This window comes from Mesorhizobium sp. B4-1-3 (genome assembly GCF_006439355.1).
Taxonomy (GTDB): Bacteria; Pseudomonadota; Alphaproteobacteria; order Rhizobiales; family Rhizobiaceae; genus Mesorhizobium.
In genome coordinates this window covers 247,580-270,147 of the sequence record NZ_VFTG01000005.1, presented here as the reverse complement: position 1 = coordinate 270,147, position 22,568 = coordinate 247,580, and the positions used below count along the sequence as shown (strand labels likewise).

The 22,568-nt window shown below is 63.0% G+C and carries 23 protein-coding genes; 11 read left to right on the top strand and 12 right to left on the bottom strand.

Annotated elements, in window-relative coordinates; translation table 11 throughout:
• Nucleotides 1-59: 59 nt before the first annotated feature.
• Both FJW06_RS10115 and FJW06_RS10110 read right to left on the bottom strand, forming a co-directional pair.
• Complete coding sequence (locus tag FJW06_RS10115; protein ID WP_140751111.1) at nt 60-410, bottom strand: MarR family winged helix-turn-helix transcriptional regulator; 351 nt, start codon at nt 408-410, stop codon at nt 60-62.
• Nucleotides 411-483: 73 nt separating this feature from the next.
• Nucleotides 484-1,848 (bottom strand): leucyl aminopeptidase family protein, encoded by a 1,365-nt coding sequence (locus tag FJW06_RS10110; protein ID WP_140751109.1) that lies wholly within the window; start codon nt 1,846-1,848, stop codon nt 484-486.
• 125 nt (nt 1,849-1,973) lie between these two features.
• Between FJW06_RS10110 and FJW06_RS10105 the strand changes: the two genes are divergently transcribed.
• Nucleotides 1,974-2,807 (top strand): tetratricopeptide repeat protein, encoded by an 834-nt coding sequence (locus FJW06_RS10105; protein ID WP_140751108.1) that lies wholly within the window; start codon nt 1,974-1,976, stop codon nt 2,805-2,807.
• A gap of 153 nt (nt 2,808-2,960) precedes the next feature.
• On the opposite strand, the gene FJW06_RS10100 is transcribed toward FJW06_RS10105, so the two are convergent.
• The 8 genes from FJW06_RS10100 to FJW06_RS10065 all read right to left on the bottom strand — a co-directional run bounded on the left by FJW06_RS10100 (nt 2,961) and on the right by FJW06_RS10065 (nt 11,789).
• Nucleotides 2,961-3,977 (bottom strand): type II secretion system F family protein, encoded by a 1,017-nt coding sequence (locus FJW06_RS10100; RefSeq protein ID WP_140751106.1) that lies wholly within the window; start codon nt 3,975-3,977, stop codon nt 2,961-2,963.
• Nucleotides 3,978-3,988: 11 nt separating this feature from the next.
• Nucleotides 3,989-5,002 (bottom strand): type II secretion system F family protein, encoded by a 1,014-nt coding sequence (locus FJW06_RS10095; protein WP_140751164.1) that lies wholly within the window; start codon nt 5,000-5,002, stop codon nt 3,989-3,991.
• Between the two features lie 131 nt (nt 5,003-5,133).
• The gene (locus FJW06_RS10090) at nt 5,134-6,627 is read right to left on the bottom strand and encodes a CpaF family protein (RefSeq protein ID WP_140751104.1); all 1,494 of its coding nucleotides are present in this window, start codon (nt 6,625-6,627) and stop codon (nt 5,134-5,136) included.
• Nucleotides 6,628-6,657: 30 nt separating this feature from the next.
• Entirely contained in the window at nt 6,658-7,941 is a 1,284-nt protein-coding gene (locus FJW06_RS10085; RefSeq protein ID WP_140751102.1) for a CpaE family protein, read from the bottom strand.
• Nucleotides 7,942-7,986: 45 nt separating this feature from the next.
• On the bottom strand, nt 7,987-8,718 hold the full coding sequence (locus tag FJW06_RS10080; RefSeq protein ID WP_140751100.1) for a CpaD family pilus assembly protein: 732 nt from the start codon (nt 8,716-8,718) through the stop codon (nt 7,987-7,989).
• Nucleotides 8,719-8,732: 14 nt separating this feature from the next.
• Nucleotides 8,733-10,268 (bottom strand): type II and III secretion system protein family protein, encoded by a 1,536-nt coding sequence (locus FJW06_RS10075; RefSeq protein ID WP_140751098.1) that lies wholly within the window; start codon nt 10,266-10,268, stop codon nt 8,733-8,735.
• Nucleotides 10,265-11,077: a Flp pilus assembly protein CpaB gene (gene cpaB / locus FJW06_RS10070; protein ID WP_140751096.1), complete on the bottom strand. Its 813-nt coding sequence runs from the start codon at nt 11,075-11,077 to the stop codon at nt 10,265-10,267. Before cpaB ends, FJW06_RS10075 begins: the two co-directional genes overlap by 4 nt.
• 232 nt (nt 11,078-11,309) lie before the next feature.
• Nucleotides 11,310-11,789 carry a prepilin peptidase gene (locus FJW06_RS10065; RefSeq protein WP_246674573.1) on the bottom strand — a complete coding sequence of 160 codons (480 nt, stop codon included), beginning with the start codon at nt 11,787-11,789 and terminating at the stop codon, nt 11,310-11,312.
• On the opposite strand from FJW06_RS10065, the gene FJW06_RS30780 reads away from it, so the two are divergent.
• A complete protein-coding gene (locus tag FJW06_RS30780) occupies nt 11,743-11,868 on the top strand; it encodes a hypothetical protein (RefSeq protein ID WP_281404879.1) in 126 nt (41 codons plus the stop codon). The genes FJW06_RS10065 and FJW06_RS30780 overlap by 47 nt on opposite strands.
• Nucleotides 11,869-11,982: 114 nt before the next feature.
• Here the strand turns inward: FJW06_RS30780 and FJW06_RS10060 are convergent, their stop codons facing one another.
• Nucleotides 11,983-12,162, bottom strand: coding sequence for a Flp family type IVb pilin (locus FJW06_RS10060; protein ID WP_140751092.1), 180 nt, complete (start codon nt 12,160-12,162; stop codon nt 11,983-11,985).
• Between the two features lie 346 nt (nt 12,163-12,508).
• Here FJW06_RS10060 and FJW06_RS10055 point away from each other — a divergent pair, with 346 nt between their 5' ends.
• The 3 genes from FJW06_RS10055 (at nt 12,509) to FJW06_RS10045 (ending at nt 14,322) form a co-directional block, all read left to right on the top strand.
• Nucleotides 12,509-12,931: a pilus assembly protein N-terminal domain-containing protein gene (locus FJW06_RS10055; RefSeq protein WP_140751090.1), complete on the top strand. Its 423-nt coding sequence runs from the start codon at nt 12,509-12,511 to the stop codon at nt 12,929-12,931.
• A gap of 171 nt (nt 12,932-13,102) precedes the next feature.
• Complete coding sequence (locus tag FJW06_RS10050) at nt 13,103-13,666, top strand: TadE/TadG family type IV pilus assembly protein (RefSeq protein ID WP_140751162.1); 564 nt, start codon at nt 13,103-13,105, stop codon at nt 13,664-13,666.
• A 38-nt stretch (nt 13,667-13,704) separates the two neighbouring features.
• Nucleotides 13,705-14,322: a TadE/TadG family type IV pilus assembly protein gene (locus FJW06_RS10045; protein WP_140751088.1), complete on the top strand. Its 618-nt coding sequence runs from the start codon at nt 13,705-13,707 to the stop codon at nt 14,320-14,322.
• Nucleotides 14,323-14,326: 4 nt separating this feature from the next.
• Here the strand turns inward: FJW06_RS10045 and FJW06_RS10040 are convergent, their stop codons facing one another.
• On the bottom strand, nt 14,327-15,223 hold the full coding sequence (locus FJW06_RS10040) for a PhnD/SsuA/transferrin family substrate-binding protein (protein ID WP_246674570.1): 897 nt from the start codon (nt 15,221-15,223) through the stop codon (nt 14,327-14,329).
• A 173-nt stretch (nt 15,224-15,396) separates the two neighbouring features.
• Here FJW06_RS10040 and FJW06_RS10035 point away from each other — a divergent pair, with 173 nt between their 5' ends.
• The 6 genes from FJW06_RS10035 (at nt 15,397) to dnaN (ending at nt 22,522) form a co-directional block, all read left to right on the top strand.
• Nucleotides 15,397-16,635: a phosphopentomutase gene (locus tag FJW06_RS10035; protein ID WP_140751084.1), complete on the top strand. Its 1,239-nt coding sequence runs from the start codon at nt 15,397-15,399 to the stop codon at nt 16,633-16,635.
• Nucleotides 16,628-17,518: a bifunctional DNA-formamidopyrimidine glycosylase/DNA-(apurinic or apyrimidinic site) lyase gene (gene mutM / locus FJW06_RS10030; RefSeq protein ID WP_140751082.1), complete on the top strand. Its 891-nt coding sequence runs from the start codon at nt 16,628-16,630 to the stop codon at nt 17,516-17,518. Before FJW06_RS10035 ends, mutM begins: the two co-directional genes overlap by 8 nt.
• 48 nt (nt 17,519-17,566) lie before the next feature.
• Complete coding sequence (locus tag FJW06_RS10025) at nt 17,567-18,340, top strand: enoyl-CoA hydratase (RefSeq protein ID WP_140751080.1); 774 nt, start codon at nt 17,567-17,569, stop codon at nt 18,338-18,340.
• A 207-nt stretch (nt 18,341-18,547) separates the two neighbouring features.
• Entirely contained in the window at nt 18,548-18,814 is a 267-nt protein-coding gene (rpsT, locus tag FJW06_RS10020) for a 30S ribosomal protein S20 (protein WP_140751078.1), read from the top strand.
• Between the two features lie 841 nt (nt 18,815-19,655).
• Complete coding sequence (gene dnaA, locus FJW06_RS10015; protein ID WP_140751076.1) at nt 19,656-21,203, top strand: chromosomal replication initiator protein DnaA; 1,548 nt, start codon at nt 19,656-19,658, stop codon at nt 21,201-21,203.
• Nucleotides 21,204-21,403: 200 nt separating this feature from the next.
• A complete protein-coding gene (gene dnaN, locus FJW06_RS10010) occupies nt 21,404-22,522 on the top strand; it encodes a DNA polymerase III subunit beta (protein WP_140751074.1) in 1,119 nt (372 codons plus the stop codon).
• Nucleotides 22,523-22,568: the final 46 nt, after the last annotated feature.

Below are 22,568 nucleotides of genomic sequence, written 5' to 3'. Positions count from 1 at the left end.
CCAGTCAAACTCTTTGTTGGAGCATGATCTTATCCGAAAACCGGTTTCAGGATCATGCTCTAGATGGGCAATTCATGCGCACGGGCGACGATACCATCGCCGAAGCGCTCGACAAAGAGCGCGCCTTCCACCGTGCGCCGGATCAGCACGTTGCGCTTGTCGAGCTCGTCGCGATGACGCGAGACCAGCTTCAGCGCGCCCATCGTGTCCAGCGCCCGGGTGATGACCGGCTTGGTGACGTTGAGTTTTGCTGCAAGCCCTCGCACCGTATGGGGCGGCGGGTCGAGATAGATGGTGAACAGGATCGCCGTCTGGCGCATCGTGAGATCGGGCTCGCCGTCGCGCACCTGGGTCAGCATCACCTGCTGCCACAGTCGCAAGGCCTGGCTCGGGCGCATCGAGATCGACATCGCCCAAGCATGCCGGCAAATTGTTTCGGTTCCGTTTCAGTGGCGATTTGATCGCCCACTTGCTGTGCTGGCCTCAGCCAAATCGCTCAGTAATTATCCGCTCCAGGGCGCGAATGCCTTGCGCCTCGCCGCCGGTCAAGCCGTAGGGGCGGTCGGCCGGGTTCCAGGCGAAGATGTCGAAATGCGCCCAGCTGTGGGTCTTCTCGACGAAACGCTTGAGGAAAAGCGCCGCGGTGATCGACCCGGCAAAGCCATCCGTGGTGACATTGTTGATGTCGGCGATCTTCGAGGAAAGCTTTGCGTCATAGGGACGCCAAAGCGGCATGCGCCACAGCGGATCCTCGACGGCCACGGAGGCGGCGGCGAGGTCGGCGGCAAGCGTCTCGTCGGCGGTGTAGAAGGGCGGCAGATCCGGGCCCAGCGCGACGCGCGCGGCGCCGGTTAGCGTCGCCATGTCGACCAGCAAGGCGGGCTGCTCCTCATCGGCCAGCGCCAGCGCGTCGGCGAGAACCAGTCGCCCTTCCGCATCCGTGTTGCCGATCTCGACCGTGATGCCCTTGCGGCTCCGCAGAACATCGCCGGGCCGGAAGGCATTGCCGGCGATCGAATTCTCGACTGCGGGGACCAGCACGCGCAGCCGGACATTCAATTTCGCCGCCATGATCATGGAGGCGAGACCCAGCACGTTGGCGGCGCCGCCCATATCCTTCTTCATCAAAAGCATGCCCGACGACGGCTTGATGTCGAGGCCGCCGGTGTCGAAGCAGACACCCTTGCCGACCAGCGTCACCTTCGGCGCATTGCTCGGCCCCCACGTCATGTCGATCAGCCGCGGCGCGCCGGTCGAGGCGCGGCCGACGGCATGGATCATCGGAAAATTCCGCGCCAGGAGATCGTCGCCATGGATCACCGAGATATTGGCGCCATGGGCGGCCGCAAGTTTCCGGGCGGCCTCTTCCAGTTCGAGCGGCCCCAGGTCGCTGGTCGGCGTGTTGACGAGGTCGCGTGCCAGGACCACGCTGTCGGCGACGCGGCGGACATGCGCGGCATCGGCGCCCTCCGGAAGCGCAAAGCGCAAGGCCTTGCCGGGCTTCTTGCCGTAGCGTGTGAAGACATAGCCCCCAAGGACAAGCGCGAGCGCGGCGAGATCGGGCTGCGCGGGGGCCGACGCGAAATGCCAGTCGCCCTCCGGCAACGACCTTGCGAGCGCGCCGAGGGAAAGAACGCTTTCGCCATCGCCGGTGCCGAACAATGCGCCGGCAAGGCTGCCGTCCTCGCCCGGCAGGACCAGGGTGCGCCCCGCCTCGCCGGAAAAGCCGTTGGCTCTTGCCCAGGCAACGACGGACGGCGGCAGCGCCGCGGCCTCAAGGGCGTCCTTTGCCACCAAATAGACAGGCAAGGCGGCTTCCGGCTTCTGGGCAACGAGTTCGACAGGCATGTGATGATCTCCGGCCGAACAGCTTGAGTCGGCGCTTCTTAACGGTCCGTTAGGGTTAACAGAATATTTCTGCGGGAGGGAAGACGGCCAGCCAATGGCCGCACAGGAATGGAGACCGGGCGCCGATGCCGACCGAAGCGTTGAACCTTACAGCCAAGCGTATGATCACCACGGTCTTCATGGCGGCGCTGGCGGCCAGCGTGGCCGGTTGCGGCAGCACCAGCAAGTTCACCACCGGCTCCATCTCCCGCTCCGGCAGCAAGCCGCTGGAAACGATGTCGGCAGACGACCTGCGCACCGCAACGTCCAGACTCGGCCAATCCTATGCCCGCAATCCGAACGACAAGCGCCTGGCGATAAATTTCGCGGCGGCGCTGCAGATGGACGGCGACGCCGACCAGTCGCTGGCGGTGATGCGCAAGCTGGCGATCGCCTATCCCAAGGATCGCGAGGTGTTGGCGGCCTATGGCAAGGCGCTTGCCGCCAACGGCCAGTTCGAGCCTGCGCTCGACGCCGTGCGCCGCGCGCAGACGCCCGAATATCCGGACTGGAAGCTGGTGTCGGCGGAGGCCGCCATTCTCGACCAGATGGGGCAGAAGGACGAAGCGCGGCAGGACTATCGCAAGGCGCTGGAACTGAAGCCGAACGAGCCTTCGGTACTGTCCAATCTCGGCATGTCCTATGTGCTCGAAGGCGACCTGCGCACGGCCGAGACCTATATGCGTTCGGCCGCACAGCAGCCCGGCGCCGACAGCCGGGTGCGGCAGAACCTCGCGCTGGTCGTCGGACTGCAGGGCCGCTTCGACGAGGCCGAGAAGATCGCCTCGCAGGAACTGTCGCCCGAGCAGGCACAGGCCAATGTCGCCTATTTGCGCCAAATGCTTGCCCAGCAGAACGCCTGGAACCAGCTGAAGGATCAGGATAAGGACAAAGACAAGGCGAAAATCGCCACGAACTGACCGCAGGCAGTCGCTGCCCAACATCGACCACCGCTGAAATCAAAAAAGCCGCGCGGGCCCGCGCGGCTTTTTTGATTGGTGCGAAACGGCCCTATCTCTTTGTTTTTTAGGCAATCCAGACGGAAATCCGCTCGACGCTTTTCCTGGAGTGCTTTACTGACTCGAAGAGCTGTGCTGGTCGCCGAAGATGCCGCGCTGGCTGACCTGGATGCCGGCCGGCCCAAGAATGATGGCGAACAGAACCGGCAAGAAGAACAGGATCATCGGCACGGTAAGCTTCGGCGGAAGGGCCGCGGCCTTCTTTTCCGCGGCGTTCATCCGCATGTCGCGGCTTTCCGAGGCTAGCACGCGCAGCGCGTGCGCCACCGGCGTGCCGTAGCGTTCGGCCTGGACCAGGGCCTGCGACACCGACTTCACCGATTCCAGGCCGGTGCGGCTCGCCAGGTTTTCATAAGCGGTCTTGCGATCCTGCAGATAGGACAGCTCGGCATTGGTGAGCACGAATTCCTCGGCAAGCGCCACCGACTGCGCGCCGATTTCGTCGGCAACCCTGCGCAACGCCGCTTCCACCGACATCCCGGATTCGACGCAGATCAGCATCAGGTCGAGCGCGTCCGGCCACGCCAGTTGGATCGACTGCTTGCGCTTGGTCGCGCGGTTGTTGACGTAGACGATCGGCGCATAGAAGCCGCCATACGCGACAACGACACAGACGAACAGCCTGATGAAAGTCGGCTGCTGCGGCAAGCCGCCGAGCACGAACAGATAGATGGCCGCCAAGGCAAAACCGGCGAATGGCAGGACGAGGCGGAAGAAGAGGAAACGCGTCAGCGGGTTCTCGCCGCGGAAGCCCGCGACCTTGAGCTTCTGGATCGTGTTTTCATCTGCGAGCGCGCGCCTGAGATCGAGGCGGTCGACGACGTTGCGCATGCCGATGGACTGTTCTTCGCGTAGGCCTTTGCGACGGCGGTCGGCCTCGCTGGCCAGCCGCGCACGCTGCTCGGCGCGCAATTTGTCGCGTTCAAGAGCCACGCTTTTCATGCGCGACTTGAGGGACGTGCCGCCGAACGCCGGCATGAGCGTGAAGACAGTGGCGAACACGGCAATGCCGACCAGCATTGCGATCAGGAAAGAAGGGTCGGTGAGTGTTTTGACGACCTGCTCTGTCACCGGATCCGCCCCTACACTTCGAAGTTCATCATCTTGCGCATCACCAGGATGCCGATCGACATCCACACACCCGCGCAGCCGAGGATCAGGTTGCCGACATGGGTGGTGAACAGCGGCATGATGTAATTCGGGCTCGACAGATAAACGAGGAAGGCGACGACGAAGGGCAAGGCGCCAATGATGGCGGCGGATGCCTTGGCTTCCATCGACAGCGCCTGGACCTTGGCCTTCATCTTCTTGCGGTCGCGCAGGACGCGCGAAAGATTGCCCAGCGCCTCGGACAGGTTGCCGCCGGCCTGTGACTGGATCTGGATGACGATGCCGAAGAAGCCGGCCTCGCTGCATGGCATGGTCTCGGACATGCGCATGGCGGCGTCGGGCACCGACATGCCCATCTGCTGGGAATCGACGATGCGGCGGAACTCGGACCGCACCGGTTCAGGCGATTCGTGGGCGATCAGGCGGATCGCGTCGTTGAGCGGCAGGCCGGACTTGACCGCGCGCACGATGATGTCGAGCGCGTTCGGGAACTCTTCCAGGAAGGCCTTGACGCGGCGTGTGCGGCGAAACGACACGAACCAGCGCGGCAGGCCGAGGCCGCCCGCCAGCAGGGCGCCGGGCAGAGCCCACAAAGGCGCGCCGACGAAAAAGAGAAGGCCCGTCAGCATGATGCCGCAGACGGCTGAATACATGTAGAAGCGCTCGATCGGAACCTGCATGCCGGCCTGGCGGATCTGGACCTTCAGCGGCGGTTTCTTGACGTTGCGATCGTTGGTCTTCTGCTTCTCGTCGAGCTGCTTCAGCGAGTCCTGGACGTTTTTTCGCCGCTTGACCGCTTCGGCGGCGCGGTCGCGTGTCGCTTTCACCACAGACCGGTCGGTTTCGGCCGTCTTGACGGTCTGAAGCCGCTTGCCGGCCTGCTTCTCGTTGTCGATGCGTGTGAACAGGAAAGCATAGGCCACCGCGCCGGCGCTGAAGCCGGCGAGCACGACGAAAGCCAATACGGTGGTATCAATTCCGAACATCGACCAGGGTCCCTCGGGCATCTCGCCGTTCCAAAGAACCGGCAAACCGGCCTATCTCTTTGCTCTGACGCAATTCCGGACGGAAAACCGCTTCACCCTTTTCTTGGAATTGCTTCCAACCTCCAGATGCCTCAGTCAGCGCGTTTCTCCATCGCCTCGAGCGCGTTGGCGAGGCGCTGCTCCTCGCCATAATAGCGGGCACGGTCCCAGAAATGCGGACGGCCGATGCCCGTCGACACATGCTCGCCGACCAGCCGGCCGCTCGAGTCCTCGCCCTTGATGTTGTAGAGGACAAGGTCCTGAGTGATGATGACATCGCCTTCCATGCCGACTACCTCGGTGATGTGGGTGATGCGGCGCGAGCCGTCGCGCAGGCGGGCCGCCTGGATGATCACGTCGATCGAGCCGACGACGATCTCCCGCACCGTGCGCTGCGGCAGCGAATAGCCGCCCATGGCGATCATCGATTCGATACGGTTGAGGCATTCGCGCGGACTGTTCGAGTGGATCGTCCCCATCGAGCCGTCGTGACCGGTGTTCATCGCCTGCAGCAAGTCGAACACTTCCGGTCCGCGCACTTCGCCGACGATGATCCGCTCAGGCCGCATGCGCAGGCAGTTCTTGACCAGGTCGCGCATAGTCACCTCGCCCTCGCCCTCCAGATTGGGCGGCCGGGTTTCGAGACGGACCACATGCGGCTGCTGCAGCTGCAGCTCCGCCGAATCCTCGCAGGTGATGACGCGTTCCTCGCGGTCGATATAATTGGTCAGGCAGTTGAGCAGCGTGGTTTTGCCCGAACCCGTGCCGCCCGAAATGACGACATTGCAGCGGACGCGGCCTATGATCTTGAGGATTTCCGCGCCTTGCGGCGAGATGGCGCCGAACTTGACCAGTTGGTCCAGCGTCAGCTTATCCTTCTTGAATTTGCGGATGGTGAGCGCGGTGCCGTCGATCGACAGCGGCGGCGCGATGACGTTGACGCGCGAGCCATCGGGCAGGCGCGCGTCGCAGATCGGACTCGATTCGTCGACGCGGCGGCCGACCTGGCTGACGATGCGCTGGCAAATGTTGAGCAACTGCTGGTTGTCGCGGAAACGGACGCCGGTCTGTTCGACCTTGCCATTGACTTCGATGTAGACGTTCTTGGAGCCGTTGACCATGATGTCGGCGATGTCGTCACGGGCAAGCAAGGGCTCCAGCGGTCCGTAGCCCAGAATGTCGTTGCAGATATCCTCGAGCAGCTCTTCCTGCTCGGAGATCGACATCGCAAAGTTCTTGATCGCGATAATGTCGTTGACAATGTCGCGGATTTCCTCGCGCGCGCTCTCGGGATCGAGCTTGGCGAGCTGCGACAGATCGATCGTGTCGATGAGCGCGGAGAAAACCTGGCTCTTGGTGTCGTAGTAGGTCTCCGAGCGCTCGCGCTGGGGCCTTCTTGGCGGCTCCGGCGCCATAGGCGGCGCCTCGACGGGGCGGCGCGCGGGCGACGCGGCCGGCGTGCTGGACGGTGGCACGACCGGTCGTTCGGCCGTCACCATCCCCGTTGGGGCGGCGGGAGCGGATGCCGGCGGACGGAATTCGGGCGTTACCCGGCTGCCGTCGTCTTTGCCTCTTTTACCAAACATGATCGACTACCCGATGCCGCTCAATCAGCGTCACTTCTTGTTGCGCGAGAGCTTGCCGAGGATCGAGCCTAGGCCTGCCTTCTTCCTTGCCTTGATTTCGCTGCGTCCGGTCAGGACATGCGCTATTTCATTGATGGTCGCGACGACCGGGCTCTTGGCGTCCATCTCGGAGAGCATGCGGCCGTTGTTGGCGGCATTGCCGAACAGCAGCGGTTCGAAGTTGATCACCGCCATCGGCGTGATGCCGAGCGGTTCGGCAAAGTCGGAAGCCGCGATCTCCGGCCGCTTCGGCACGCCCGCCTGGTTGATGATCAGCTTCGGCGGCGGATCGTTCGGACGCAGCCGCTTCAGCATGTCCACCATGTTCTTGGTGTTGCGAAGATTTGCGAGCTCAGGCGTGGCCGTGATGACGACCTCATCCGCCTTGATCAGCGTGCTCTTGGTCCACCCGCTCCAGACGTGAGGGACGTCGAGGACCAGCAAAGGCGCGCTGCGCTGCGCCGTCTCGATGATCTGCGCGAAGGCCTCGGAATCGAAATCATAGACGCGCTCGAGCGTGGAGGGAGCCGCGAGCAGCGACAGATGCTCGGCGCATTGCGCGAGAAGGCGGTCGAGATAGACCTCGTCGACCCGCTCCGGCGAAAACACCGCCTCGGCGATGCCTTGCGCCGGATCCTGGTCGAAATTGATATTGGCGGTGCCGAAGGCAAGATCGAGATCGGCGATGACGACTTCGGACTTGAACAGGGAAGACATCGCCCAGGCGACATTGTGAGCGATGGTCGAGGAGCCCACGCCGCCCTTGGCGCCGATGAAGGCGATCGAGCGGCCGATCGGCTCCGAATCTGGATCGACGAAGATCGACGACACGACGCTGACGATGTCGGACATCGAGACCGGCGCGATGACATATTCGGAGATGCCTGAGCGGATAAGCTCGCGGTAGAGCCCGACATCATTGTAGTGACCAATGACCACGACCTTGGAGGACGGATCGCAATATTCCGCGAGCTGGCCCAGTTGTTCGAGCAACTGCTGCGGTTCGCTACGCGATTCCAGCAGGATCAGGTTCGGTGTCGGCGCGGACTGGTAGAACTCGATCGCGGTCGGAATGCCGCCCATATGGACCTTGAGATGGGCCTTGGCCATCCGGCGATCCTCGCCGGCACGCGTGACGGGATTGGCGACCCCCTCGGTCTCGCAGAAAGCCTGGATCGAAATGCGCGGCACGGGACGCAGCGCCTGCATGGCGGCGATGTCCTGCTGCGAAAGGTCGCTGGTTTCCGCGGGCGTGTCGTAGGCAAGATTGCTCATCGTCCTGGTCTTTCCGTGACTGCTCTCTTCGTCGTCCGGCGCGGCTTAGTAGGTTACTTCCGAATTGCCGAGGAACTCGTCCGAGATGCCCCTGGCGCGGTATTTGTCGATCACCGCGCCGCGATTTTCGGCGTCGATGTCGGACTGCTTGCGCGGCCCGATCAGATCGTTGGGATTGGCGACTTGAGCCGCGAGGTTGTTTTGGTACGAGCAGCCGAAGTCGGCATAGTGCTTGTTCTCAGAGGTCTCCAGGATATCGTCCGGCCAACGGCCGCATTTGTCGGTTTGGGCCCGCACCGAAACGAAAGCGACGCGCACCGGCGCGGACGCTTCCGGCACCGCCGACTGATAGGATGTCATGATGATGCGGTTGCGCTTCACGCCCGCCGCCATGGCGAGCCTGGCAAAATCGCGGCCCGCCGATCGGGCGGCAATCTCGTTAGCGGACCCGACCGGCATCGCGATCGTGAGAGCCGGCGCGGCGCTCTTGTCATAGCCGTCGAGAAAGCCCAGCAGTGTATCGCGCTGCGCGCCGGTCATGCCGCGATCGCCAGCGCCGACCGGCAGGTCGATCTTCTGGTTCTTCTCGGCGATGACGATCGGATGTGTCGTGCGGTAATCGTCCGGAATCGACCCAACCGTGACGCTGTCACGGTTGGCGCAACCTGCGAGCGACGACGCCAGCATAGCTACCAGTGCCGGCACCACCCGCCGACGGAGCCTTGCGATGCCGGATGCCGTCCGGACCGTCATGACCTTCGATGCTGACTTGGACATATCCGCATTCCTACTCATTTGTAGATGAAGCCGACGACGCCGTGGTAGCGACCCGGCGGTCTGTCGGTCTGCATGGTGCCGTAGACGCGGTTGACGCGGCCGAGGAACATGCCGGCGCCGTCGCTCGCAGGATTGAAATTGTCATCCGGCTTGGCCAGGTCGTTTCGCGCCACCGGCCGCGTCAGATAGGGCGTGATGATGATGACGAGCTCGCTCTCGTTGCGGACGAAATCGCGGCTGCGGAACAGCGTGCCGAGGACGGGGATCTTGCCCAATCCCGGGAACTGGCTGACCGCCTGACGGACATCATCGCGGACAAGGCCCGCAATCATCATCGAGCCGCCGGAGGGAAGCTCGACAGTGGTGTCGGCGAGGCGCTTGCGAATGGAGAGTATGCTCGCGGCGGGAGCATTCTTTTGTCCCGTCGAAAACGCGGCGGAACCTTCAGTCGTCGGCTCGGAGACCGCCGTCCGGACCTTCAGGCTTATGCGACCGGCGGACAGCACAACCGGCTGGAATTCCAGTCCGATGCCGTAGTCCACCTTGTCGAGCTGGTAAGTCAGTTTCGAAGGAATGCCCTTGGTGATGTCAGGATCGGTAATGGCCTGGCTGGAGACAATATTGTATTCGCCACCAACCTTGAACGTGGCCTTCTCGCCTGAAACCGCCGTCAGGGTTGGCTCTGCGAGCGTCTTCATCACGCCCGACTGTTCCAGCGCGTTGACATAAGCCTGCAGTGAGGACGAGCTGATATTAAATCCCGAATTGCTGAGAGGCTTGCCGAGCCCCATGGGATTGTCGCCTGTTGCCGACCAGGTGATGCCGTTGCTTTCTCCACTGCCAAACATATTGACGCCGAGCTGTTTCATCACCGAGCGGCTGACTTCCGCGACGGTCACCTTGAGCGTCACCTGGTCGTCGCCGATGATCTGCAGGAGGTTGACGATCTTGGAGACGCGGCGCTCCTGGTCGGGATTGTTGATGTCGACACCGCCATTGACCGAGCCGCCGGCGGCGGTCTGCGAATATTGACCGGTCGTCGCTTCGCCGCCTGACACGAAGATGGTCGCCAGGTCGACGGCGCGCTTGGCATCGAGTGGCGTGTCGACCATGCCCGTCAGGACGACGTTGTCGTTGAGCAGCTCGACCTTGATCTGCGAGGACGGGATGAAGCGCTTCAGATAGTCTTCCAGCCCGGCGACGTCGCGCTCGACGGCCAGATCCAGACTGACGATCTGCTCGCCATTGGGACCGAAAACGAAGATGTTGGTTTCGCCGACCGCCTTGCCGAACAGGTAGATCCGCCGCGCCGTGCGGGTAACGGCATCGGCAACCGCCGGATTGGCGACAAGGATGTCATAGGCGTCGCTCGGCAAGTCGATGACCACGGATTTGTTGAGGCCGAGCTTGACGCGCTGCGTGGCGACGGAAGCCGACACGCCGGCGCTCGCGGCCTTGGCTTCGACCAGTCCCGGGGCGCCGGTGCCGACCAGGAAAAAACCGATCGCAGCGGCGGCCAGGAAGGGCAGCAGTTTACCGTTCAGCCTCATTTCCTTGCTCCCACCTCGGAAACCTCGCCCGACTTGATCAGGCGCACCGTTCCGCGCCGGCCATTGCCGTTGACCAGGTAGTCGGCTTCGTCCGTAGCCTTTTCATGGATGTCGGTGATCGGGCGCAGCGCGAGCGTCAGGCGGTCTGCCATCTGCTGCGCCACCGTGATGATCTCCGCCTGCTGCGGCGTCAGTTCCAGCGTCGCGGTCTGGCCGACCCTAGTCTTCTTGCCTTCCTCGTCTTCCTGGATGGTCTGGTCGATGGCCAGCACACGGATGTTCTTGAGGATCGTCTCGGTGTTGAAACCGCTGCCGCCATTACCGGTGTCGGCGCGGCGGGTCATGATAACGTCGACGAAGTCGTTGGGCAGGATGAAGCCGCCGGCGGACGTGTCGGCCGATATTGCGGTCGCGACGGCGCGCATGCCGGAAGGCAGGATCGACGACATGAAGCTCTGCCCTTCGCCGACCAGTTTGGAGCGCCGCAAAGGTTCGCCGGTATACATGGCGACACGGGCGACCGAGCCCTTGAGCTTTTCGATCGCGTCAGGCTCGGCGGCGCGCGTGATGAAATTGGCGTTGACACCATCGGCCGGCCATTCTTCCCAGCTGATGTTGTTGCCGAGCTGGCTGCCCATCGGCACGTCGCCGGAAAGCACCAGCACATCCTGCAGCGCGATCGCCGGCTGCTTGGGCGCATCGACGACGGCCTGAGGCGGCGGCGCCACGACCATGTTCTTCGCCACATAGCCCGCGCCACCCGCCGCGACCGCAGCCACGCCCAGAATAATCAATCGGGATGCTGGCATTCGTCCGTAACCCTTCGCCTTAAAGGCAAACCACCTCGCCAGGCCGGACTTTGCAGCTGTAATCGTCAAAACAAGGTTAATGCAATACTTACGATCGTGATTAATTTAAGGTTTACTCAAATTAGACGGAACGGCCGCCGTTAACAAAAAAGCGGCCGAGCCGCCTTGCGTTTTAACAAAAAAGGCGGCTTGGGCCACCCGGAGAGTCGCCGATATCGATCTCGCCCCAAGCCTATGTCGTGAGCCTTTCCAGCGCCCAGACCATCAGCGGCGAATCCGGGAAAGTGATCAGTCCGCCCGCGCCCAGCGCGATGCCATATGGGACGCCGACGCTCTCGTCCGCGAAATGGCGCAGGAATCGGTTGTGGCCGGTGTACATGGGGAGCGGCGATTTCCGGTAAGCAAGGATTGCCAGCGTAAGCAGGCCGCCGATGAAAGCCGACGTCACCAGATAGCCGATCAGGTTGATGTTGAGGCCCATCCATAGAGCGGTCGCGGCCAGAAGCTTGGCATCGCCGCCGCCCATGCCACCGAGCGCAAAAAGGCCGAACGTCATCGCGAGCACGAGGGCGCCGGCGGCGAAGTGCCAGCCGTAGGCTGCCCAGTCCATCCCGGAGAGCGGCGCGACAAGGGCGAATGTGGCCACCAGCAACACGGGAACGCGGTTGGCGATCGTCATCGACAAGGTGTCCGAGACCGCAGCGAACAGCATGCAGAAAGGAAAGACGACGAAGATCACGGCTTCAAGCATTGATGCGGCGGCCTATGGCAAGTTTTCAGCGGCATCCTAAGCGCGGCGGATTAACGATCGATGAGGCCTGACGATCAAAATCGGCCGACTGCGTGAAAAAGGCCGCTACTGGCGGCCCTTTTCTTCTTGTTCGAAGGCGCGATACCGCAGCTTGTTACGGATTCCCGGCGCCGTTAAGCGTGTTGGCAATGTTCTGGAACTTGGCGTTCAGCGACGTGCCGAGCGCTCCAGCGCCGATCATGATGGCGAGCGCGATGAGAGCGGCGATCAGACCATATTCGATGGCGGTCGCGCCGGATTCTTCTTTCACGAAACGTGCAATGAGATTAGACATTCGAGAGCTCCTACTCCACGTGTTGCAGCACTTCCGTCAACTTCTCTTCGCGGTTGATCGGATGCCGCAAATTTAGGGAGAAGCCGTTTCAATCGGCTTAATAAACAGCCTTAGCGATTCCTTTCCGGTGGCGAACGCGCTGTGTGGTTAATCGTGGCCTAAACATCGCCAGGGAGCCTGGGCCCCCGGGAAACCGGCGCTTGTGCAATATTGCTAAAACAATAAGCGCCATGGACGCATGGCGCACCACGCAGGCGATCCTTAATCATACCGGGCCCGGTTTAACCGTTGCTTCACCAATCTCGTTCATGTTCCGTTGAAGAATCTGCCCGCCGGGAGCGCTTCAATGACGTCGTCGAGATCGCTGTTTCCAGTCGCTGCGCTGCTGGCAACTGCCGCGTTGGTCATGCCGGCCAGGGCCGGCGCCGGCATAGAAGTCACCATGAACCAGGCAAAGATCGTCAAATTGTCACGTGCGGCCGACACGGTCGTCATCGGCAATCCGGCGATTGCCGACGCGTCCGTGCAGGACGCCTCGACCATCGTTCTCACCGGCAAGGGCTTCGGTGTCACCAATATGGTCGTGCTCGATACGGACGGCAGCCCGATCATCGATGAACAGGTAACCGTCGTGCGGCAGGCCGCCTCCTCGGTACGCATCTACAGACGCGCCGAAGTCCAGACCATGTCCTGCACACCCTATTGCGAGAGTGCGTTCAAGAGCGAGGCCGAGAAGGCTTCCGAATCCGAAATGAACGCCGGGCACTGAGCCTTGCGAAGGGGCGAACCCGCCGGCATTAAAGTCAGCTTAACGCTTGCCCGACGAATTTAACGATCATCCAAACCGGAACTCAATGGGTTTTCGCTAACCTTGCCGCCGGTACCGTAAGGGGATCGGCAGGGACGCGATATGAGCAAGGATGCCACATCCGGCAACGGCATGGATAGCAAGGCGCGCGCCGGATCGCGCCCCGGCTTTTTCAGCGACAGGCGCGGCAGCACGGCGATGGAATTCGCGATGCTGGCCATACCGTTCGCGCTTCTCGTCTTCGCCATTCTCGAGAGCTGCATTTCGTTCGCCGGCCAGGAGGTGATGGCCAACGTCACCGACGACGTGGCCCGCCAGCTTCGGACCGGGCAATTGCAAAAGACGAACGTCACCGAAGCTTCCATCAAGCAGCTGATCTGCAGCAGGCTTGAGATCATGGTGGCCCAGGGTTGCCCGGGATTGGTGGTCGATTTGCGCGAATATCCGAGTTTCGCCGACGCCGCCACGGCGGGCTTCAAGATCGTGGACGGAGATATCGTGCTTACGCAGGGGACGAACTCGACGACCCCCACCGTCTCTCCTGGATTGGCAGAGACCATCAACATGCTGCGGGTGTTCTACAAATGGCCGGTGATGACCGATTTCCTGGCCAAGTCGATGGCAAATCTGAAGGACAGCAAAACGCTGCATTTCGCGTCCGTGACCTGGCAGAACGAGCCATTCGACGACAATTGAGGCTGCTCGACGGCTGAAGCCGCGGCGTGGAGGACGATATGCATAGTGCGGGGGCACTGCGGGGGATTTCGGCGAAGGTGGAGCGGTTTTGCCGCGACCGCCGCGGCGTCGCGGCGATCGAGTTCGCGTTCATCGTGCCGGTGCTGCTGATCATGTATTTCATCACGATGGAGGCCTCGCAGGCCATCGAGACCAGCAAGAAGGTGAGCCGCATCGGCAGCATGGTGGCGGATCTCGTCACGCAGCAGCAGACCGTCGTGAAGGCCAATCTCGATGCAATGATGAAGATCGGCAAATCGACGCTGCAGCCCTACAATCGCTCGGATCCTAAGATCATCATCACCGCCATACAGATGTCCGACGACGCGACGCCGACAGTGACGGTGGCGTGGTCCCGCAAGCTGGTGGGCACCACCTACAGCGCCGATACCAAGCCCGGCGACACCACGACCGTTCCCTCGACGCTGAGGATCCGCAACACTTTCCTGATTCGCGTGGAGAGCGATCTAGGCTATACGCCGGTCATCGCCTGGGACGGGAAAAACGCCCAACAGCAATCAGCAGGATTGTTGTCGACTTTCAGCCACATAAACATGAGCGAAACCTACTATCTAAGGCCCCGCCGGTCCCCCACGATACCCTGCGGCGACTGCTGACACGCTATTCCTGCCCGGCCGTCTCCTGCCGCACGATCGCCACCGCCATCGCATAGTCCTTCTGCGCGGCCTGCCCAAAGCCGCCGGAATGCGCGCGCTCCAGCAGGTCGTACACATCCGGCGTCTGTGACCTGAGACTGGTCAGGAAGACCGTCAGCCGGCGCTTTGCCTCGGGTTCGAGATCGCTGCGGACAGCGTGCGGGCCGTAGCGCAAGAGGCCCGAGGACCACAACACCCGAAGCGATGCCTCAGGGAGGCCGGCAGCCTCCAGCCGCGCGACGCTGCCACCAGAGTGGCTGGGCTGGCCGTCGGCACCGGCCGGCTCCCACCCAAACAGGGCGTCCGCTTCGCCGCCGGCCAGCATCATCTCGGCTGCGGTGGCTGAAGCGGCGCGCACGAGAAAGGGCGAATCCCGTGCGATCTTGACGCCTTCGGCCGACAGCGCCGACAGCGGCAACAGAGAACCGCCGACATTGTCGTCGGGCGCGATCGCGATCCGATGCGAGGCCAGCGCGGCGAGGTCCGGCACTTTGCCGTCGCGCGTCACCAGGACGGAACGGATGCCGACGGCGCCGTCGGCATCGATCGGCGCCACCAGAGGCTCGACACAGCCGCAGCGCTCTGAAGCCGTGGCATAGGCGAGAGCTGAATAGACCGCGTATTGCACGCGTCCGCTCGCCTGTGCCTCGATCAGCGCCGCGTAATCGCGCGCAACGACGAACTCGACCTTCATGCCGAGCGCATTGGCGTAGGCGTCGGTCAGGCGCGCGAGCCCCGGAACGGTGTTGCCGCCACCCGGTTCGGCGACGATGCCGATGCGAAACGTTCCGATGTCGTCACGCCAGTCGGCGCGTGCCGGCCAAGAGGCAGCGCCGAACGTCGCGAGGGCGGCCGCGCACATTTTCACGGCCTGCCTTGCCGCGGTTTTGCCGCGCCTTGCCATATCTGCTTCGTCCCCGCTGCATCCGCGCCTCGCCGCAATTATGGCGCCAAGCGTGGCGGTTTGGTTTCCGATTTGCCAACGCCGCCGGGGAACCTTATGTCTGGCAATGAGCACTGACAACAAAGATAGCCATGGCGCGCGCGTTCCTGTTCGTTCTCGATTCTTTCGGCATCGGCGGCGCGGCCGACGCCGAACGCTATGGCGATACCGGCGCCGACACGTTCGGACATATATTCAAGGCCTGCGCCGACGGCCGCGCCGACAGGCAAGGGCTGCGCAACGGACAGCTCGCGGTGCCCAACATGATGTCGCTCGGGCTTGGCTGCGCGGCGCAAACCGCGACAGGATCGAGAACCGGCATCGACGCGCCGCTGATCGCCTCGGCGTTTCACGGCGCCGCCCAGGAAGTGTCGAGCGGCAAGGACACGCCGTCGGGCCACTGGGAGATCGCCGGCCTGCCGGTGCGTTTCGACTGGGGCTATTTTCCCGACACGGTGCCAGCCTTCCCGGCCGAGCTGACCGACGCCATCATCCGAGAAGGCAAGCTGCCGGGCATCCTCGGGAACTGTCACGCGCCTGGAACCGAGATCATAGAGCGGCTCGGCGAAGAGCATATCCGCACCGGCATGCCGATCTGCTACACATCGGTCGATTCCGTGCTGCAGATCGCCGCGCATGAAACGCATTTCGGCCTGGAGCGGCTTTATGAGCTTTGCCTCACGGTGCGCCGGCTGGCCGACCGCTTGAAGATCGGGCGCGTGATCGCGCGGCCATTCGTGGGCGAGACGCCCGCCACGTTCCAGCGCACCCACAATCGCCGCGACTATGCGGTGCCGCCGCCGGAAGAGACCCTGCTCGACCGGCTGACCGGCCGCGGCAGCAAGGTCATCGCCGTCGGCAAGATCGGCGACATCTTCGCTCATCGCGGCATTTCGGAAGTGCGCAAGGCCGGCGGCAACATGGCGATGTTCGACAAGGCGCTCGGCGCCATGGACGACGCCTGCGACGGCGATCTGGTCTTTGCCAATTTCGTCGATTTCGATACCGAGTTCGGGCACCGGCGCGATGTCGCCGGCTATGCCGCGGCGCTCGAAGCCTTCGACCGCCGGCTGCCGGAGGCGCTGTCGCGCATCAGGCCGGGCGATCTCCTCATCCTCACCGCCGACCATGGCAACGATCCGACCTGGCGCGGCACCGACCATACGCGCGAGCGCGTTCCGGTGATCGGCATCGGGCCGGGGCTGAAGGGCGGCGACATCGGGCTGAGGCCGACCTTCGCCGATATCGGCGAAACCGTCGCGGATCATCTCGGCCTGGCAACCGGCTGCCACGGGACGTCCTTCCTCGCAACGATAGGCGGCCATGCCTGAGCTGCCTGAAGTCGAGACCGTGCGGCGCGGACTGCAACCGGTTCTGGAAGGGGCGCGGCTCGTCAAGATCGAGGCACGCAGGCCCGACCTTCGCTTTCCTTTTCCCGAACGTTTTTCGGAGCGGCTTACCGGCAAGACGGTGACGGCGCTTGGCCGTCGCGCCAAATACCTGACGATGCATATCGAAAACGGCCCGGTTCTCATCTGTCATCTCGGCATGTCGGGATCGTTCCGGGTCGAGGCCGCCGGGAGCAGCGACATCCCCGGCACCTTCCATCACGAGCGCTCGAAAAGCGCGGCGCATGACCATGTCGTGTTCGATGTCGCCTCGACTACGGGCAAGCGATCGCGCGTCGTCTTCAACGACCCGCGCCGCTTCGGCTTCATGCTGTTTGCCGAAGGGCCGCCGGACACACATCCGATGCTGGCGGGGCTCGGCATCGAGCCAACCGGCAACGCGCTCGACGGCCCCCTGCTCGCCTCGCTGCTGAAGGATCGCAGATCGCCGCTCAAGGCGGCGCTGCTCGATCAGCGCCTGATCGCCGGACTGGGCAATATATATGTGGCGGAAGCCTTGTGGCGCGCCGGCCTCTCGCCGCTGCGTGAAGCCGGCACCATCGCAGGACCGGCCAAGAAGGCGAAAGAACAAAGCGAACGTCTTGCCGGAGCGATCCGCTCCGTCATAGCCGATGCGATCGCCGCGGGCGGCTCCTCGCTGCGCGACTATGTCCAGGCCGACGGATCGCTCGGCTATTTCCAGCATTCCTTCGCGGTGTACGACCGCGAGGGCGAGCCGTGCCCGAAGCCGGGCTGCCGCGGCCACATCGAGCGCATCGTGCAGAGCGGCCGCTCGACCTTCTATTGCCGGACCTGTCAGCGGTAAGCTAGGAACGGTATCGATCACCCCACTGCCGCGGAAGGAAGCGAATCCATGACCTATGAAACCATTCTGGTGGAAACACGCGGCAAGGTTGGGCTCATCACGCTGAACCGGCCCAAGGCGCTCAATGCGCTGAATTCGCAGGTGCTCGCGGAGGTCGTGGCAGCGGCGAGCGCGTTCAACGCCGATCCAGCGATCGGCGCGATGGTGCTCACGGGCTCGGAAAAGGCGTTCGCCGCCGGCGCCGACATCAAGGAAATGCAGGCGCTGTCCTTCGCCGATGCCTACAGCCAGGATTTCTTCGTCGGCTGGGAAGAATTCACACGCACGCGCAAGCCCATCATCGCGGCGGTCGCGGGCTACGCGCTCGGCGGCGGCTGCGAGCTGGCCATGATGTGCGACTTCATCATCGCCGGCGACAATGCCAAGTTCGGCCAGCCCGAAATCACGCTCGGCGTCATGCCGGGCATGGGCGGATCGCAGCGGCTGACCCGCTTCGTCGGCAAGTCGAAGGCGATGGACATGTGCCTGACCGGGCGGATGATGGACGCGGCCGAAGCCGAGCGGAGCGGTTTGGTATCGCGGGTGGTGCCGGTCGCCGAACTCACCGAGGAAGCACTGAAGGCAGCGGCCAAGATCGCCGAGTTCTCGCTGCCGTCGGTGATGATGACCAAGGAGGCAGTCAACCGCGCTTATGAGACGACGCTCGCCGAAGGGCTGCGCTTCGAACGCCGCCTGTTCCATTCACTGTTTGCGCTCGACGATCAGAAAGAAGGCATGGCCGCCTTTGTCGAGAAGCGGAAGCCGAGTTTCACCAACCGCTAGGCCATGGCGCCCGATGATTGAAGGCGGGTGACGACGCGCCGCGCTTTCGGTCTCCAAAGACCACCCAAAAAGACTGCCCAGTGGCGTTGACGCGCCGGAAAAGCTGAACTATAAGCCGCACCAACCGAGGCGGCCCTGTGGCTGCCCGTTTGTTTTTTGCGCCCTGCGGCATCCCGCTGGCGCTCACCAGATCAGAAGAGAGGCATCATGGCCAACACGTCCTCGGCCAAAAAGGCAACGCGCAAGATCGCCCGCCGCGCAGCGGTCAACAAGAACCGCCGCTCGCGCGTCCGCACCTATATCCGCAAGGTCGAAGAGGCGCTGGCCGCCGGCGACAAGGCCGCGGCAGTGGAAGCCTTCAAGGCGGCGGAGCCGGAATTGATGCGCGCCGCCACCAAGGGCGTCGTCCACAAGAACACGGCTTCGCGCAAGGTCTCGCGGCTGGCCCAGCGGGTCAAGACGCTGTCGGCCTGACCGACTCCTCTTTCACTCCGTCGATACTGAACCCGGCCGTACAGGCCGGGTTTTTTCGTTTGCCGGCAAGTACTTAAAAAGTTTGCTCGCAGGCTGCACTTGTAAGGTGATTCCAATGCCGGCATTGTTTTGCCGGCATATTCAGTGCCGCTGATATCGGCATGCCCTCCCCTCGGCAACTGCCCAAATTTGCCTGTCAAAAAATCCATAGGTTTTTCATGGATTTATGGCGGGTCATCCACAGCTTGTTCAACACGCTGTCGAGCGGCAGGGGAGAAGTAGCTGTCAAGAGAATTATTTCAGAATATTTCGTTTCAGGCGGCCTTTTTCATATTCGACGGAAAAGGGTTTGAATCACAATGGCTTTGTCAGAACGTGCCGTCGCGACACCCAATTTGAAGCCCCGTCCGGTAACCAGATTCGTTAAAAAACCGTTAGATGTGGCCTTGCCCTATCCACAGCGATTTCGGTAATGTCCATCCATCGAAGGGACGGGCTCTAGCCCCTGACCCAGCCTGAATCGGCCAGCACAAAATGGCGGAATTCATGACGTGGAGCAATTCCGCGTGTGGCTTGGTTTGTCTCTTCGGTGCGGGTAGGGGACTGGCGTAATTGTACATGGCAGTCGATGTCTCACCGGCCTTTCCGCCGGACGGCAGTGCATTGCCTTGTCTTTGTTGGACGCCGGCGTGCGGAGCTGGCGGCTGGTCCCTTGCACGAGTTGCGACGATCGTTGCCGGCGGCGGCAGTGGCAGCGCAGCGAACATGAGGTCGCCGGACCAAGGATGCAGGAGGCGCATCCCCGGTGGAAAAGGGTACGAGAAGAACGAGGGACTTGATCATGCAAAGCGGCATCGAGAGGGAAATAGCGGGCGAGCTCCCATTTCCAGCAACTTTTGTCGGAGGGGGCGACGTGGCGGTATCCAGCGACGCGGAACAGAAGTTCGAACGGGTCAAGGCTCAGCTGAAGGCCCGTCTTGGAGCGGAGGTCTATTCGAGCTGGTTCGGTCGCATGAAGGTCGCCGAGGCTTCCCGCGGCATTGTCCGCATCTCCGTGCCGACAGCCTTCCTGCGGTCCTGGATCAACGGTCATTATCTCGAGCTCATCGCGGAGCTTTGGCGGCATGAGGATCCGGACGTCCTCAAGATCGAGATCGTCGTGCGCACCGCTACGCGCCAGGGGCGCAACCCTGTCGAGCCGGAAACGGCGCCGGCGCGCAAGATGACCAAGCAGACGCACACCGCGCTCGCCAACGGCACCGCAAACGCCGGGCGCGTGGAACAACGGGCGCCGGCGCCGCGCCCTGGCGCGCCCGCGGAAGCCGAGTTCCGCCACAATGTGCTGGGATCGCCGCTCGATCCGCGCTACACGTTCAACTCCTTCATTGAGGGACCGTCGAACAGAGTGGCCTTCGCGGCGGCGAGAGCCGTGGCGGAATCGCAGTCGAGCGCGGTGCGTTTCAACCCGCTTTTCCTGCATGCGACCGTCGGGCTCGGCAAGACGCACCTGCTGCAGGCGATCGCAGCGGAATCGCTGCGGCAAAACCCGAAGTCGCGCGTCGTCTACCTGACGGCGGAATATTTCATGTGGCGCTTCGCCACCGCGATCCGCGACAACAACGCGCTGACGCTGAAAGAGCAGCTGCGCGACATCGATCTCTTGATCATCGACGACATGCAGTTCCTGCAGGGCAAGTCGATCCAGCACGAATTCTGCCACCTCATCAACATGCTGCTCGACAGCGCCAAACAGGTCGTGGTCGCGGCCGACCGGCCGCCGTCGGAACTGGAATCGCTGGAGCCGCGCGTGCGTTCGCGGCTGAATGGCGGCGTGGCGCTGGAAATGTCGGCGCCGGATTTCGCCATGCGGCTCGGGATGCTGAAGCTGCGCCGCGCCACCGCCAAGACCGATGACACCTCGCTCGACATCTCCGACGAAATCCTGGAGCATGTCGCGCGCACGGTGACCGGCAGCGGGCGCGAGCTCGAAGGCGCCTTCAACCAGCTCCTGTTCCGCCAGTCCTTCGAGCCGCAGATCACCATCGACCGCATCGACGAGATCCTCGGTCACATCTACCGCTCCGGCGAGCCGAAGCGGGTGCGCATCGAGGACATCCAGCGCATCGTGGCGCGCCACTACAACGTGTCGAAGACGGAGCTTTTGTCCAACCGGCGCACGCGCACGATCGTCAAGCCGCGGCAGGTGGCGATGTACCTGTCGAAAGTGATGACGCCGCGCTCATTGCCGGAGATCGGGCGGCGCTTCGGCGGCCGCGACCACACGACCGTGCTTCATGCCGTGCGCAAGATCGAGGACCTTTCGGGCGGGGACAACACGCTGGCGCAGGAGCTCGAACTGCTCAGAAGGCTGATCAACGACCAGGCCTGAGGGGTCGCGGAACAGTCGGCGGCACGCTTCGCCGGCTTTATCCCCAGAAAGCCCGCGCTGCCGGCCGTAACCGGTGCCGCGGGCTTGCGTTCGCAGGCTTTTTACTGTCAGCTTACGGAGATTCTGGAAGCCTTTCAGGGCTTTCGCGGGATACCGTTTGCCGGTGACCCGTTCATTCATTGAAGCGAGCCTGTTTCGTCATGCGTGTTATCCTGGAACGGTCAAATCTCCTGAAGTCCCTCAACCACGTCCATCGCGTGGTCGAGCGGCGCAACACCATACCGATCCTGTCCAACGTGCTGCTCAGCGCCGAGGGCGCCAGCCTCGAGATGAAGGCCACCGACCTCGACCTCGAAGTGACGGAGGCGACGCCCGCCAAGGTCGAGCGCGGCGGCGCGACGACGGTGCCGGCGCATCTGCTCTACGATATCGTGCGCAAGCTTTCCGACGGCGCCGAGGTGATGCTGAAGATGGACGAGGACGGCAACGCGATGACCGTCACCTCCGGTCGTTCGAGCTTCCGTCTGCAGTGCCTGCCGCAATCCGACTTCCCGGAGCTTTCAGCCGGTTCGTTCTCGCATATCTTCCGGTTGGAATCGGCGGCGCTCAAGGGGCTGATCGACAAGACCCAGTTCGCCATCTCCACCGAGGAGACGCGCTACTATCTCAACGGCATCTTCCTGCACACGCATGAGGTGGGTGGTAAATTGAAGTTGCGCTCGGTGGCGACCGATGGACACCGCCTGGCGCGGGCCGAGATCGACGCGCCGGCGGGCTCGGAAGGCATGCCCGGCATCATCATTCCGCGCAAGACGGTGAGCGAACTGCAGAAGCTGGTCGACGATCCCGATGTGGCGGTGACCACGGAGCTGTCGGACACCAAGATCCGCTTCACCATCGGCAGCATCGTTTTGACCTCGAAGCTGATCGACGGCACCTTCCCCGACTATCAGCGCGTCATCCCGACCGGCAACGACAAGAAGCTGATCATCGACCGCCAGAGCTTCGCCGCGGCGGTAGACCGCGTTTCGACCATTTCCTCCGAACGCGGCCGGGCGGTGAAGCTGTCGATCAATGACGGCCAGCTGACTTTGGCCGTCAACAACCCCGACTCTGGCAGCGCCACCGAGGAACTGGCGGCAGACTATTCGTCGGACCCGATCGAGATCGGCTTCAACGCCAAATACCTGCTCGATGTCGCCGCCCAGCTCACGGGTTCCGAGGCCAAGTTCATGCTGGCCGATGCCGGTTCGCCGACGCTGATCCACGATATGGCCGACGAGACCGCGCTGTACGTGCTGATGCCGATGCGGGTCTAGGGTGCCTTTGTCGGCGCAATTCCGGACGGAAAACCGCTGTGCACTT